Genomic DNA, 14,170 nt, shown 5'->3' with positions numbered 1-14,170 from the left:
ATCAACCCGTGCAGTCAGCCAGTATATTTTGCTTCGTTCATGCAGAACGGGTAGGATTCATCGCCGTAATTTCCCGGCTCGCCGCGCGGCATCGTTCCGCCGCTCAGGGGCCGGTTTTACCCCATTTCGCACTGCCCGGCGCAATCGATTGGTTACGCGGTGATTGATGGACAGGACAAACAGGAAAGCTATGAAATCTACAAAAAAAACGCCAGCCGAACAGCGTGCTGCGAGAAGGCGCTGGCTTAACTCTCACGACACGGGTTACCACAAAGCAATGGGTAACCGTCAGGTACAAATGATCGCCATTGGCGGCGCTATCGGTACCGGTCTGTTCCTCGGTGCCGGCGCGCGTCTGCAGATGGCCGGTCCGGCACTGGCACTGGTGTATCTGGTGTGCGGTATCTTCTCCTTCTTTATTCTCCGTGCGTTGGGCGAGCTGGTGTTGCATCGCCCTTCCAGCGGCAGCTTTGTTTCGTACGCGCGTGAATTCCTCGGGGAAAAAGCGTCCTACGTCGCGGGCTGGATGTATTTCGTTAACTGGGCGATGACCGGTATCGTCGATATCACCGCGGTGGCGCTTTACATGCATTACTGGGGCGCGTTTGGTGATGTGCCGCAGTGGGTATTTGCGCTGGGCGCGCTGGCGATTGTCGGCACCATGAACATGATCGGCGTGAAGTGGTTCGCCGAGATGGAATTCTGGTTCGCGCTGGTGAAAGTGCTGGCTATCGTGGTGTTCCTGATAGTCGGCGTGGTGTTCCTCGGCAGCGGTAAACCGCTGGACGGCAACACCACCGGCTTCCACCTGATCACCGACAACGGCGGGCTGTTCCCGCACGGTCTGCTGCCAGCGCTGGTGCTGGTACAGGGCGTGGTATTTGCCTTCGCCTCGATTGAGCTGGTGGGCACGGCGGCGGGTGAGTGTAAAGACCCGAAAACCATGCTGCCGAAAGCCATCAACAGCGTGATCTGGCGTATCGGCCTGTTCTATGTGGGTTCCGTGGTACTGCTGGTACTGCTGCTGCCGTGGAACGCCTATCAGGCCGGTCAAAGTCCGTTCGTCACCTTCTTCTCCAAACTGGGCGTGCCCTACATTGGCAGCGTGATGAACATCGTGGTGCTGAGCGCGGCGCTGTCGAGCCTGAACTCGGGCCTGTACTCTACCGGACGTATTCTGCGTTCAATGTCGATGGGCGGCTCGGCGCCGCAGTTCATGTCGAAGATGAGTAAGCAGCAGGTGCCGTACGCCGGTATCCTGGTGACCATCGGCGTGTACGTGATTGGCGTGGTGCTCAACTACTACGTTCCGTCGCAGGTGTTTGAGATCGTCCTGAACGTGGCGTCGCTGGGGATTATCTCCTCGTGGGCATTTATCGTGGTGTGCCAGATGCGTCTGCGCAAAGCCATCAAAGAGGGCAAAGCAGAAGATGTCAGCTTCAAGCTGCCGTGGGCGCCGGTTACCTCGTGGCTGACGCTGCTGTTCCTGGTGAGCGTGCTGGTGCTGATGGCGTTTGACTACCCGAACGGCACTTACACCATTGCTTCAATTCCGCTGATTGCCGTGCTGCTGGTGCTCGGCTGGTTTGGCGTGCGTAAGCGCGTGCAGGCGGAGGCGATGAAAGAGCACGAGCATCATCATGACGATCAGGATGATGCGGCGCCTAAACTGGCGGAAGACAACGCGCGTTAATCGCAGCGATGCTCACCTGCGGGGGCCAGTCGGCCCCCGTTTTTATTGCAATTCTCCTTCTCTTGATCCCGCATCGGGAATTACACCTTTCGGGTGATATAGCCCTTCATAACCTCAGGTTATTTTACGCACCATCTCTACATCCCCGCATTGAGGTGAGCCGATGGCGCTGTCGCGACGTGAACTCTTTACCGGGCAGCGCGTCATGCCTGCCGGCGGTATCGCGTTGCCGTGGTGGCGGGGAGAGAGCGGCTGTGACGGCTGCGCCCGCTGCGTACAAGCCTGCGATGGCGGCATTATCCGCATCGCCGCTGGCGAAGCGCCGCAGCTCGACTTTCTGCAGGGGGAATGCACCTTTTGCGCCGCCTGTGCCGACGTCTGCCCGCAGCCGCTGTTTCAGCCGCGCGACACTGAACCTTTTAGCCGGCGCATCCGCATCGACAGCCGCTGTATCGCTTTTCTTGGCGTTAACTGTCGCAGCTGCCAGGAGAGTTGTGAGCAGCAGGCGATCCGTTTTCGCCTGATGCCCAACGGCATCGGCCAGCCGGAAATCCTTCCGCAACACTGCACCGGCTGTGGCGCCTGTATCGCGCCGTGTCCGGTCTCAGCCACAGGACTGCATCATGACGAATAACGACAGCTGGCACGTATGTGGCCTGGTGATTCAGGCACGTCCGACCGCGATCGCGGCGGTGCGGCAGGCGCTACTGAACTTTGCCGATAGCGACATTGCGGCGGAAGATGCCGCACGCGGCACGCTGGCGCTAACGCTGGGCGCGGCCGACAGCGCCACGCTGCTGAGCAACATTGAAGCCACCCGCAACATCCCGGATGTGCTGGCGGTATCGCTGGTTTATCACCAGCAAGACGAAATTGAAGAACCCTGTAAGGAAGCATCATGAACCTGAGTCGTCGTGATTTTATGAAGGCCAATGCGGCGGCTGCTGCTGCAACGGCTGCCGGTCTCACCATTCCGACCGTGACCAAAGCGGCCACCAGCCTGGCTGAGCCGATTCGCTGGGAAAAAGCGCCGTGCCGGTTTTGCGGCACCGGCTGTGGCGTGCTGGTCGGCACGCAGAATGGCCGCGTGGTCGCCTCGCAGGGCGATCCGCAGGCGGAGGTTAACCGCGGTCTGAACTGCATCAAAGGCTACTTCCTGCCGAAGATCATGTACGGCAAAGATCGTCTGACCCAGCCGCTGCTGCGCATGACCGACGGCAAATTCGATAAGAACGGCGAGTTTACCCCGGTAAGCTGGGATCAGGCGTTCGACATCATGGAAGCGAAGTTTAAGGCGGCGCTGAAAGCCAACGGCCCGGAATCGGTCGGCATGTTTGGCTCCGGCCAGTGGACCGTATGGGAAGGTTACGCTGCATCAAAGCTGATGAAAGCGGGCTTCCGCACCAACAACCTCGATCCGAACGCGCGCCACTGCATGGCGTCTGCGGTGGTGGGCTTTATGCGCACCTTCGGCATGGACGAACCGATGGGCTGCTACGATGACATCGAGCAGGCCGATGCGTTTGTGCTGTGGGGATCGAACATGGCCGAGATGCACCCGATTCTTTGGTCACGCCTGACCGCGCGGCGTCTCAGCAATGACAACGTCAAAGTGGCGGTGCTGTCGACCTATCGCCACCGCAGCTTCGAGCTGGCCGATAACGCCATCGTCTTCACGCCGCAGAGCGATCTGGCGATCCTCAACTTCATCGCTAACTACATCATTCAGAACAATAAAGTCGATAAAACCTTCCTGCAGAATCACGTCACGCTGCGTAAAGGCGTGACGGATATCGGCTACGGTTTGCGCCCGACCAATCCGCTGCAGGCGGCGGCGAAAAATCCGGACAACGGCGAGTCGACGCCGATCAGCTTCGATGAATATGCGAAATTTGTCGCGGAATACACGGTGGAAAAAGCCAGCGCCATGAGCGGCGTAGAGCAGGATCAGCTGATCGCGCTGGCGGAGCTGTACGCCGATCCGAACGTCAAGGTGGTCTCTTACTGGACCATGGGCTTTAACCAGCATACGCGCGGCGTGTGGGCGAACAACCTGTGCTACAACATCCACCTGCTGACCGGCAAGATTTCCCGTCCGGGCACCGGACCGTTCTCGCTCACCGGCCAGCCATCGGCCTGTGGCACCGCGCGTGAAGTGGGCACGTTTGCGCACCGTCTGCCAGCCGACATGGTGGTGAACAATGACAAACACCGCGCTTTAGCTGAAAAACTGTGGAAGCTGCCGCAGGGCACGGTGCCAGCCAAAGTCGGTCTGCACGCCGTGGCGCAGGATCGCGCGCTGAAAGACGGCAAGCTGAATGCCTACTGGGTGATGTGCAACAACAATATGCAGGCCGGGCCGAACCTGACGCAGGAGCGCATGCCGGGCTGGCGCGATGCGCGCAACTTTGTCGTGGTATCCGACCCGTATCCGACCATCAGCGCCCTGTCTGCCGACCTGATTCTGCCGACGGCGATGTGGGTAGAGAAAGAGGGCGCCTATGGCAACGCCGAGCGCCGTACCCAGTTCTGGCATCAGCAGGTGAAAGCGCCGGGCGAGGCGAAATCGGATCTGTGGCAGCTGGTGACCTTTGCCAAACGCTTCCGCGTTGAGGACGTGTGGCCAGAGGCGCTGATTGCTCAGCAGCCTGAGCTGAAAGGGAAAACCCTGTACGACGTGCTGTATGCCAACGGCCAGGTGAATCAGTTCCCACTGAGCGAAGTGGCCGACGATCGCCTTAACGATGAAGCGCGTGAGTTTGGCTTCTATATTCAGAAAGGCCTGTTCGAGGAGTATGCCAGCTTTGGGCGCGGCCACGGTCACGATCTCGCACCGTTCGATACTTATCACGAGGCGCGCGGTCTGCGCTGGCCGGTAGTGGACGGCAAAGAGACGCGCTGGCGCTATCGTGAAGGTTTCGACAGCTATGTGAAAGCCGGTGAGGGGGTGCGTTTTTACGGTAAGCCGGACGGCAAAGCCACCATTTTTGCCCTGCCGTACGAGCCGCCAGCGGAAGCGCCGGATGCCGAATATGACCTGTGGTTCTGCACCGGTCGCGTGCTGGAGCACTGGCACACCGGCACCATGACGCGCCGCGTGCCGGAACTGCACCGCGCGGTGCCGCAGGCGCTGCTGTATATCCATCCGCTGGACGCCAAAGATCGCGGTTTCCGTCGCGGTGAGAAGGTGCGCGTGGTATCGCGTCGTGGCGAAACCCTCGCCACCGTGGAAACGCGCGGGCGTAATCAGCCGCCGCAGGGGCTGGTATTTATGCCGTTCTTTGATGCCGGCGTGCTGGCCAACAACATCACGCTGGACGCCACCGATCCGCTGTCGAAGCAGACCGATTACAAAAAATGCGCCGTTAAGCTGGTGAAAATCTGAGGCAGGATGCAATGAAACCTTTTATCACTCTTGTAACCGTTGCCGCCCTGATGCTGGGCGGCGTGGTGTACGCTAATAACGGCGTCGATCTCAATCAGTCACCGGAAGTGACGGCAACGCAGCAGGGCACCATTCATCAGCCCAAAGAGCAGAGCCGCAAGCCGCTGAACTATGTTAATCAGCCGCCGGTGATCCCGCACAGCGTGGAGGGCTACCAGGTGACGAAGAACGTGAACCGCTGCCTGCAGTGTCACGGCACCCAGAGCTATCTGACCACCGGCGCGCCGCGCGTCAGTCCGACGCACTTTACCGACCGCGACGGCGTGGTGAGCAGCACGGTATCGCCGCGTCGCTACTTCTGCCTGCAGTGTCACGTGCCGCAGACCGATGCCAAACCGGTGGTGGAAAACACCTTTAAGCCGGCTGACGGCTTTGGGCAGTGAGGTGACGATGAAACAGAAACTTTTACGTATCTGGCGCTGGTGGCGACGCCCCAGCCGTCTGGCGCTCGGCACGCTGCTGATTCTTGGCTTTGCTGGCGGCATCATCTTCTGGGGTGGTTTTAACACCGCGATGGAGATGACCAACCGCGAGCAGTTCTGTATTGGCTGTCACGAAATGCGCAACAACGTCTATCAGGAATATATGCAGACGGTGCACTACAACAACCGCAGCGGCGTGCGCGCCACCTGTCCGGATTGTCACGTGCCGCACGAGTGGGGGCCGAAGATGATTCGTAAGATCCAGGCCAGTAAAGAGGTGTACGCCAAGATCTTCGGCCTGATTGATACGCCGCAGAAGTTTGAAGAGACGCGTATTGAGCTGGCGCAGAACGAGTGGCGCCGGATGAAGAACAACAATTCGCAGGAGTGTCGTAACTGTCACAACTTCGATTATATGGACTTCACCGCGCAGAAAACGGTCGCCGCCAAAATGCACAGCAAAGCGGTGCAGGACGGACAGACCTGTATCGACTGCCACAAAGGCATTGCCCACCATCTGCCGGATATGAAAGACCAGCCAAACGGTTTTTAATCGCGACCCTGGCCGCGCCTGCCGGTACGGTATCAGGGTGTTAGTGCCGACCGGTTGAGGCAGCCGCAAACCACACAACATCGTAGCGGCGCGATTTATCGCGCGAAGTTAATCACTGCACAGCTGCCCGGATGCGCAATAAATTGCGCCGCTACGACACGTGCTATGAAGGTTGAAAAGGCGTAATGCTCAACTGACAGCCTTACGCCATCGCAGGCAACCTGCTCCACAATTCAGATAGTTTTCCCTGCGGCTTCGGCCTATTATCTCAGGCTCCCTCAGCTACGCAGTGGAGCGGCTATGTCGTTAAAGATCAACATCATCAAAGATAAGTTGTTGTCTGATAATTATTTCATTCTGCGCAACTATACCTACGAACTCACCCGCAGCAACGGCGACGTGGTACGTCACAAACGTGAAGTCTATGATCGCGGCAACGGCGCCACCATCCTGCTCTACAACCGTGAAAAAAACAGCGTGGTGCTGATTCGTCAGTTCCGCATCGCGACCTATGTTAACGACAACGCCAGCGGTGAGCTGATTGAAACCTGCGCCGGACTGCTGGATAACGACACGCCGGAAGATTGCATCCGTAAAGAAGCGGTGGAAGAGACCGGCTACCAGGTTGGCAAGGTCGAGAAACTGTTTGAGGCCTACATGTCTCCAGGCGGCGTGACCGAACTGCTGCACTTTTTCGCCGCTGAATACAGCGATGCGCAGCGCGCTAACGACGGCGGCGGCGTGGAAGATGAAGAGATCACCGTACTCGAGCTGCCGTTTCCTCAGGCGCTGGCGATGGTGAAAGAGGGGCGCATTCGCGACGGTAAAACCATTATGTTACTGCATTATGCGCAGCTGATGGGCTGGTTGCAGGCATAACCGCGGCGGTAATTCGCAGGGCCGGCACGAATGCCGACTCTGCCGATGCCGGGGCGCAATGCATTGCGCCACTACGCCATGTGCGTTGTTTCCGGGGCATTTAACGGCGTCACTTCACACTCCGGATGAGCCTGCATGCGCGCCAGCGCTTCGGCGTAGGAGGGCATAGAATTGGCCGCGCCGGAACGCTCGACGCACAGCGAGGCAAACGCCGCTGCAAACAGCGCCGCCTGCGGTAACGCATCGCCGGACGCCAGGCGCGCCGCCAGCGCGCCGTTGAAGGCATCGCCGGCGCCGGTGGTGTCGAGCGGCTGGGCAGGAAACAGCGGAATACGCAGCTGCTGCTCCGCGCTGGAAAGCAGTGCGCCCGCGGTGCCAAGCGTAATAATCACCTGACGCGCCCCCTTGCGGTGCAGCACTTCGGCGGCGCGCTGCGCGCTGGCAAAATCGGTCACTTTTATCCCGCTCAGCTGCATCGCTTCGGTGCTGTTGGGCGTTAAAAGATCCACCTTAGCCAGCAGCGCATCGCTGACTTTCTGCCACGGTGCCGGATTCAGAATGACAAACGTGCCGCCGGCACGCGCGTTGTCGATCATGCGCTGAATGGCGCTGAGGTTGTTCTCCAGCTGCACCAGCAGAATATCGGCGGCAGCCACGGTGGGCTGACAGCGCGCCACTTCGGCCGCGGTCACGGTGGTATTTGCGCCGGGATAGACCGAAATCATGTTCTCGGCATCATCGCCCGCCACGTAAATCAGCGCGTTGCCGGTGGGCTTCTCTTTACAGGTGAACAGCGTAATGGCGTCGAAACCGGTCTTCTCCAGATGGCGACGGGCAAACGTGCCAAAATCGTCATTACCCACCTTGCCGATATAGTGCACGCGCGCCCCGGCGCGCAGCGCGGCGGTGGCCTGGTTGGCCCCTTTGCCGCCTGGCCCCATCATGCTGTTGTGCGCCGTGAGCGATTCGCCCGGCAGGGGGAAACGGTTCATCACCGCCACCACGTCGAGGTTGAACGAGCCAAACACACACACTTTTCCTTTCATTGCGCGCTCCTGAACAGCCGTTCTGCGGCGAGGCAGGCGCCGCGACAGCCGGTGTGATCGGTGGATTGACTGAAGATGATTTTCAAACCATCCCGCGTGGCCGGCGGCCGTAAATGCTGCTGAATCTGGCTGCGCAGCTGCGCCAGCGGGAAATCTGCCATCGCCAGCACGCCGCCGCCCAGAATCAGGTACTCCGGATCGAGAATGTTCATCTCGGTGGCGATCAGCTGCGCCAGACGCTGCACAAACGCCTGCAGCGCCGGGTCAGAACCGTGATGGGTAAACAGCGCCGACATCGGCGTTTGCGCCGCATTGGCCTGCGCCCAGTGGCTTAACCAGTGGCCGGAGGTCACGGTTTCCGCGCAGCCGTGGTTGCCGCACGGGCAGGGCAGCGCGTTACCGGCCACCGGCACGTGGCCGAGTTCACCGGCTCCGCCATGTTGACCATGGTAGAAGCGGCCGTTGATCCACAGGCTGTTGCCCATGCCGGTGCCAGGATACAGACCTACCGCATTTTCCGGCAGCTGCTCCAGCTGCATTAAATCCCACAGCATCAGATGGTTAACGTCTTTATCCATCGCCACCGGCACGCCCAGTCGTTCACTCAGCAGCGCCGCTACCGGCTGGTGATCGAGCGCCTGAATGAACGGCAGTGAAATTACCTGCTGGCGATCGCGGCTGAGAATGCCCGGCAGGCCGAGCATCACACCGCTGACCGGCTGCTGCTCCAGCGTTTCCGCAATCAGCTGCCCCAGTGCGGCCAGCGCATCGGGCTGCTGCGCCCAGCTGGCGGTGGGCACTTTACGAAAGCTGCTCCAGACGCGGCCCGCCTCCATCAACTGCAGACGGGTGCCGGTGCCGCCAATGTCGATACCGAGCCAGCGTGTTGTCATGCCGACACCTGCGCCAGGCCCTGCGCTTCATCAATGCTCTCACGCATCATGTTCCACGCGGTGGCAAGGTCTTCGTGAATGTTAAACAGGCCGGAAGTACCGACAATCAGCACTTCGGCACCGGCACCGACCAGCGTGTTGTAGGTGCGCGTATTACAGGAACCGTCAATCTCAATCAGGTAGCGGTGGCCGTGCGCCTGTTTCAGCGCCTTCAGCTCCTGCACCTTCTGCACCATCTCCGGAATAAACGGCTGACCGGCATAGCCAGGATCCACCGTCATCACGGTGATTTTATCCAGCAGATGAATGTAATGATGAATAAAGGAGACCGGCGTGGCCGGGTTGAGCACCACGCCCACTTTTTTGCCGTAGCTGCGAATCAGGTTGATAACGCGGAACGCATCACGATTGATGGTTTCAGCGTGCGGGCAAATGTAATCGGCGCCGGCGTTGGCCACCGCTTCAATAAAGTCGGTCGGCTCTTCCACCATCAGATGCACATCGATCGCCACCTGGGTATGCGGGCGGATCTGCTCAATAAAGAACGGCGACAGGGTGATGTTTTTAACGTAGTGGCCGTCCATGATGTCGATGTGCAGGAAGTCAGCGCGGGAGTCCAGCACGGCCAGCTGGTGCTTGATCTCCATCAGATTCATACACATCAACGACGGGGAGACTTGAATACGCATCATACTTCCTTTTTTTCGGTCAGAGGATTAAGCGCCGCGGCCAGTTTGCTGAGCCTGACGGCACGGTGATCGTTAAAGCGCGCTTTGAGTTGTTTGAAGGCCAGCACCACCACCAGCACGGCACCCCACATCGCCAGGCTGACATGCTGGCTGATGTTCATCAGGTTGAAGCCGGTGGAGAGCACCTGCAGCGCAATCAGCGCCAGCACCACGCCGGTCACGCGGCCAAAACCGCCGTTGGGATCGGTGCCGCCGAGAATGATGGCCAGCACGGTCAGCAGCAGGTAGGCATCGCCGTAACCCATGCGCGCCGAGTTAAAGCGCGCCATCATGATCAGGCCGGCCAGCACGCACAGCAGGCTGGAGATGACGTACACCAGCATCACCATACGGTGGGTATTGATGCCGCTGAACCAGGTGGCGTTGATGTTGCTGCCGCCCATGTAGATGCATTTGCCGGCGCGGGTTTTGCCGAGGAACAGCGCCAGCAGCGCGGCGGCAACCAGGAATACCCACAGCGGCAGCGGCATGCCCAGCAGTGTGTCTGAGCCGAGCGACTGCACCACCGGCGGCATACCGCTCACCGCCGCACCTTTGGTCAGCCAGATGCCGATGCCGTTGAGCGTCATCATGGTGGCCAGCGTCACCAGAATCGGGTGCGCGCCGATGCGCGTTACCATCACGCCGGTGATCACGCCAATCACGGCGGCAATCACCATCGCGCCGACGATGGCGATAAACAGCCACAGCAGCTGCTGACCGGTACCGGCATCAGCGGGCAGGGCGCTCATCAGGGTCCAGGCGATGAACAGCGCCGTCAGGTTGGCGGTGGCGATGATGGCGAGGTTCAGGCCGCCGCTGAGGATGGCGATAAACATCGCCAGCGTTAACAGGCCCAGCTCCGGCAGCTGAAACGCCATGCTCATGAAGGTCGAGTCGGTGAGAAAGCGGCCCGGCAGCATGACGGTGAACGTGGCCAGCGCCAGCGCAATCAACAGCATCAGGCCGATGTTGGTGCCGTCCGGCCGCAGCGCAGAGAGTGATTTCATGGTGATTGCTCCTTCCGTCAGACGAAACTGACGTCGGTTTCTTTACGTTTTTTGTAATGGGTGACGGCAATCGCCACCATAATCGTGCCGCCGACCACAATGTTCATGAAGTAGTTGGAGACGCCGATCAGATTGAGGCCGTTTTTCAGGATGGCGATCAGGAATACGCCCATCAGCGTGCCGCTGACCGTGCCTTTGCCGCCCATCAGGCTGGCACCGCCCAGCACCGTCGCGGCCAGCACATCCAGCTCACCGCCGACCAGCGCGTTGGGCACCACTTCGCCCATGCGGTATACCTGCACCAGTCCGCCAATCGCCGCCATCGCTCCGAGCCAGCCGTAGGCAAACACGTGAATCAATCCCACACGGATGCCAATACGCCGCGCCGATTCCGCATCGCCGCCCACCGCATACAGCTGACGGCCCAGATTGGTTTTGTTGAGCAGCAGCGCGGTGAGGGCGGCAATCACCAGCATGATTGCCAGCGGTAAGCCAATCTGAAAACTGTTGCCCTGTACGCTAAACGGCAGCACGCTGCGCAGGGTGATCCACCAGTCCGGCAGCGAGTAGAGGCTTTTGCCGCCGGTAACCCACATCAGCAGACCAAACAGCAGCGACTGCATACTGATGGTGATGATGATCGACACCACGCGCAGCGAGGTGATCAGCAGAGCGTTGATCACGCCAAACAGCGTGCCACAGACGATAGCCAGCAGAATGCTGAGCAGCGCGTTATCAAACTGGAACTGCACAAACAGCGAGGCGATCAGGTATTGCACCACCGACGCCACGGCGGCGAAGGAGATATCGATACCGCCGGTCACCAGCACTACAAACAGGCCGAGGGCGAAAATGCCGGTAACGGCGTAGCTTTCCGCCAGATCCAGCAGGTTCTGCACTGTCAGGAAATGATCGCTGGCCAGCGAGAAGAACACCATGAAAGCCAGCAGCACCCAGGCGAGCCAGCCCTGGCTGGAGTGCGGACGTAAACGAGAGAAATCAGGCATTAATCACCTCCGCCAGCTGTTCCTGCGCCACGGTATCGGGTTGGTATTCGGCATGGATGGTGCCGTCGCGGAAGTGCAGGATGCGGTCGCAGTTGTACCAGACCTCCGGCACTTCGTCGGAAATCAGGATGATCGACAGTCCCTCTTTCGCCAGCTCGTGGATCAGCTGATAGATGCTGGCCTTGGCGCCGACATCCACGCCGACGGTCGGCGAGTCGAGGATCAGAATGCGCGGCTGGGTCAGCACCCATTTCGCCAGCACGATTTTTTGCTGGTTGCCGCCGGACAGGGTGGAGATCGCCAGGTTAGGATCGGCCACGCGCACGCCGAGCTGCTGAATCCACTGCAGGATCAGCTTGTTCTTGCGGTATTCGTCGATCAGGTGGAAACGGTTTTGCAGCTTATCGAGGATCGGCAGCACCATGTTGTCGGCCACCGACTGCTGCTGCACCAGGCCGAGCGTCAGGCGATCTTCCGAAACGTAGCCGATGCCGGCTTTGATGGCGTCTTCGTGCCCGCGAAAACGCACCGGCTTGCTGTCGAGCCAGATTTTGCCGCTGTCCGGTTTGGTCATGCCAAACAGCGACAGCGCCAGTTCGGTGCGGCCGGAGCCGAGCAGGCCGCACAGGCCCAGCACTTCACCGGCGTAGAGTTTGAAGTTAACGTCGTGATACTGACCAGCGCGCGTCAGCTTCTCCACTTCGAGAATCGCCCGATCGGCGTTGCGCGTTGGCGCTTTTAACTGGTAGTCGAGCTTCAGGCCAGTCATCAGTTCGGTCAGGTGATGCGGCGTCATCTCCCTGGCTGGCCAGCAGCCCATCTTGCGGCCGTCGCGGATTACCGTCACGCGATCCGAAATCTCCAGCACTTCATCCAGCCGGTGACTGACAAACACCACGCAGATGTTTTTGTCTTTCAGATAGCGCACGGTGCGCAGCAGCTGATTGACCTCGGTACGCGTCAGCGACGCGGTGGGTTCGTCCATGATCACCAGTCGTGCATCGGCCACCAGCGCGCGGCAAATCGCCACCTGCTGGCGCTGGGCAATCGACAGCGCGGCGACTTTCTCATTCAGATCGAGATCGAATTTCAGCTCATCAATAATGCCGCGCGCGGTGTCGCGCAGCCGGGCCTGATGGTGCCAGCCGAGCAACCCGTTGAGGTTATGCTCAAAGGCGATGTTCTCCGCCACGCTCAAATTGGGGAACAGCGACAGATCCTGGTAAATCACCTGGATACCGAAGTCGCGCGCCTGACGGGTGGTCAGACGCGGGAAACTCTGGCCGTCGCCGAGGGTGATGCGGCTGCCACTGTCCGGGGCGTGCACCCCGGAAATGACTTTAATTAAGGTGCTCTTGCCACAGCCGTTGGTGCCAGCGAGACAGTGCACTTCGCCGGCCAGCAGGGTCAGCGAGATATCGCTCAGTGCGCGGTTGCCACCAAATGTTTTCGACAGGTTGTCGAGCGCAATCAGCGTCTGTGGAGTGACCTCTTGCATGTTACAGCCCCATTTTCACCAGTTTTGGCAGGTTCTCTTTATCGAGACTTTCGGTGTTGTTACCGAGAATGGTGTGCGTCGCCTCATCCACCTTCACTTTGCCCAGCCCTTCAATGGTCATGCCGTCGGTGATCGGCTCTTTTTTCTCCATCATGTCGGCGATACGCACAAATACTTCACCGGCGGTCTGCGGATTCCAGATATAACCGCCCTTGATAGCACCGCGCTGTACCAGCGACGCGCCCTGGCCCGGACTGAAGGCACCAATGACGCACACCTGATCGATCTTGTTGCGGTTCATGACCGCGCGGCCGGCGCCAATCGGTCCCTGAGAACCAAAGGCCATAATGCCTTTCAGATCCGGGTATTTAGACATCAGCTCGTTGGTGGTGCGGATGGAGTCATCCAGCGATTCGCCGACGCCGAACTTGTCGGTCACCAGCTGCATCTTCGGATAGTGCTGTTTCTGGTAGTTGAGCGCGGCGTCGGTCCACTCCTGATGCAGTGGCACCGTCAGGCTGCCGACATACATGGCGTATTTGCCTTCTTCATGCATGCATTTCGCCAGTGCTTTCATATGGTTGATGCCGTGGGTCGGTGCATCGACCAGCTCGAAATCCCAGTTGGCGTCTTTCTGGCCGGGCGATTCGTGAGTAATCACCATGATCCCGGCTTCACGCGCGCGCTTCAGCACTGGCTCAAGCACTTTCGGGTCGTTTGGCACCACGCCGATGATATCGACCTTCTGCGCAATCAAATCTTCAATGGCGCGCACCTGCAGCGCCGGGTCAGCGGCGGTTGGCCCCACCATCCACGCGTCGATGCCGCGTTTTGCCGCTTCACTTTTGATGCCCGCTTCCATGGCGTTGAACCACGGAATACCGCCAATTTTTACCACGATGCCCATGCGGATTTTGTCAGCGGCCTGCGCGCCAGCGGCGGCAAACAGGGCAAGCAGAGAACAGGCGATAAGATGTTTTTTCATAAAGACTCCGG

At 59.6% G+C, this 14,170-nt stretch carries 14 protein-coding genes; 7 read left to right on the top strand and 7 right to left on the bottom strand.

Features of this window, described 5'->3' with window-relative positions:
- Positions 1–190 precede the first annotated feature (190 nt).
- From ansP to nudK, 7 genes are all read left to right on the top strand, one after another.
- On the top strand, positions 191–1,693 hold the full coding sequence (gene ansP, locus C1Y43_RS14395) for an L-asparagine permease (protein WP_031279802.1): 1,503 nt from the start codon (positions 191–193) through the stop codon (positions 1,691–1,693).
- A gap of 163 nt (positions 1,694–1,856) precedes the next feature.
- Positions 1,857–2,327: a ferredoxin-type protein NapF gene (gene napF / locus C1Y43_RS14390; RefSeq protein ID WP_104188636.1), complete on the top strand. Its 471-nt coding sequence runs from the start codon at positions 1,857–1,859 to the stop codon at positions 2,325–2,327.
- Positions 2,317–2,595, top strand: a complete 279-nt coding sequence (locus C1Y43_RS14385; protein WP_021508051.1) for a chaperone NapD — start codon at positions 2,317–2,319, stop codon at positions 2,593–2,595. The genes napF and C1Y43_RS14385 overlap by 11 nt, the downstream gene beginning before the upstream one ends.
- Positions 2,592–5,078: a nitrate reductase catalytic subunit NapA gene (napA, locus tag C1Y43_RS14380; RefSeq protein WP_104188635.1), complete on the top strand. Its 2,487-nt coding sequence runs from the start codon at positions 2,592–2,594 to the stop codon at positions 5,076–5,078. Before C1Y43_RS14385 ends, napA begins: the two co-directional genes overlap by 4 nt.
- Before the next feature lie 11 nt (positions 5,079–5,089).
- The gene (gene napB, locus C1Y43_RS14375) at positions 5,090–5,521 is read left to right on the top strand and encodes a nitrate reductase cytochrome c-type subunit (RefSeq protein ID WP_058758336.1); all 432 of its coding nucleotides are present in this window, start codon (positions 5,090–5,092) and stop codon (positions 5,519–5,521) included.
- A gap of 7 nt (positions 5,522–5,528) precedes the next feature.
- A complete protein-coding gene (gene napC / locus C1Y43_RS14370) occupies positions 5,529–6,113 on the top strand; it encodes a cytochrome c-type protein NapC (RefSeq protein WP_058758337.1) in 585 nt (194 codons plus the stop codon).
- A 300-nt stretch (positions 6,114–6,413) separates the two neighbouring features.
- On the top strand, positions 6,414–6,992 hold the full coding sequence (gene nudK / locus C1Y43_RS14365) for a GDP-mannose pyrophosphatase NudK (RefSeq protein WP_021508055.1): 579 nt from the start codon (positions 6,414–6,416) through the stop codon (positions 6,990–6,992).
- Positions 6,993–7,063: 71 nt separating this feature from the next.
- Here the strand turns inward: nudK and rbsK are convergent, their stop codons facing one another.
- Genes rbsK through C1Y43_RS14330 form a run of 7 tightly spaced genes read right to left on the bottom strand, consistent with a single transcriptional unit; the run spans position 7,064 to position 14,159 of the window.
- On the bottom strand, positions 7,064–8,038 hold the full coding sequence (gene rbsK / locus C1Y43_RS14360) for a ribokinase (protein WP_104188633.1): 975 nt from the start codon (positions 8,036–8,038) through the stop codon (positions 7,064–7,066).
- Positions 8,035–8,931 (bottom strand): allose kinase, encoded by an 897-nt coding sequence (gene alsK, locus C1Y43_RS14355; RefSeq protein ID WP_058758339.1) that lies wholly within the window; start codon positions 8,929–8,931, stop codon positions 8,035–8,037. The genes rbsK and alsK overlap by 4 nt, the downstream gene beginning before the upstream one ends.
- Positions 8,928–9,620 carry a D-allulose 6-phosphate 3-epimerase gene (gene alsE / locus C1Y43_RS14350; protein ID WP_031279804.1) on the bottom strand — a complete coding sequence of 231 codons (693 nt, stop codon included), beginning with the start codon at positions 9,618–9,620 and terminating at the stop codon, positions 8,928–8,930. Before alsE ends, alsK begins: the two co-directional genes overlap by 4 nt.
- Positions 9,620–10,669 carry an ABC transporter permease gene (locus tag C1Y43_RS14345; RefSeq protein WP_104188631.1) on the bottom strand — a complete coding sequence of 350 codons (1,050 nt, stop codon included), beginning with the start codon at positions 10,667–10,669 and terminating at the stop codon, positions 9,620–9,622. Before C1Y43_RS14345 ends, alsE begins: the two co-directional genes overlap by 1 nt.
- A gap of 17 nt (positions 10,670–10,686) precedes the next feature.
- Positions 10,687–11,676, bottom strand: a complete 990-nt coding sequence (locus tag C1Y43_RS14340) for an ABC transporter permease (RefSeq protein WP_104188629.1) — start codon at positions 11,674–11,676, stop codon at positions 10,687–10,689.
- Positions 11,669–13,174 carry a sugar ABC transporter ATP-binding protein gene (locus C1Y43_RS14335; RefSeq protein WP_104188627.1) on the bottom strand — a complete coding sequence of 502 codons (1,506 nt, stop codon included), beginning with the start codon at positions 13,172–13,174 and terminating at the stop codon, positions 11,669–11,671. Before C1Y43_RS14335 ends, C1Y43_RS14340 begins: the two co-directional genes overlap by 8 nt.
- A 1-nt stretch (position 13,175) precedes the next feature.
- Positions 13,176–14,159 (bottom strand): substrate-binding domain-containing protein, encoded by a 984-nt coding sequence (locus C1Y43_RS14330; protein ID WP_058758342.1) that lies wholly within the window; start codon positions 14,157–14,159, stop codon positions 13,176–13,178.
- Between the last annotated feature and the right edge of the window lie 11 nt (positions 14,160–14,170).

This window comes from Pantoea sp. ICBG 828 (assembly GCF_002928355.1).
GTDB lineage: Bacteria > Pseudomonadota > Gammaproteobacteria > Enterobacterales > Enterobacteriaceae > Pantoea > Pantoea dispersa.
Note: the sequence above shows the minus strand (reverse complement) of the source record. Positions and strands in the feature narration are given on the sequence as shown.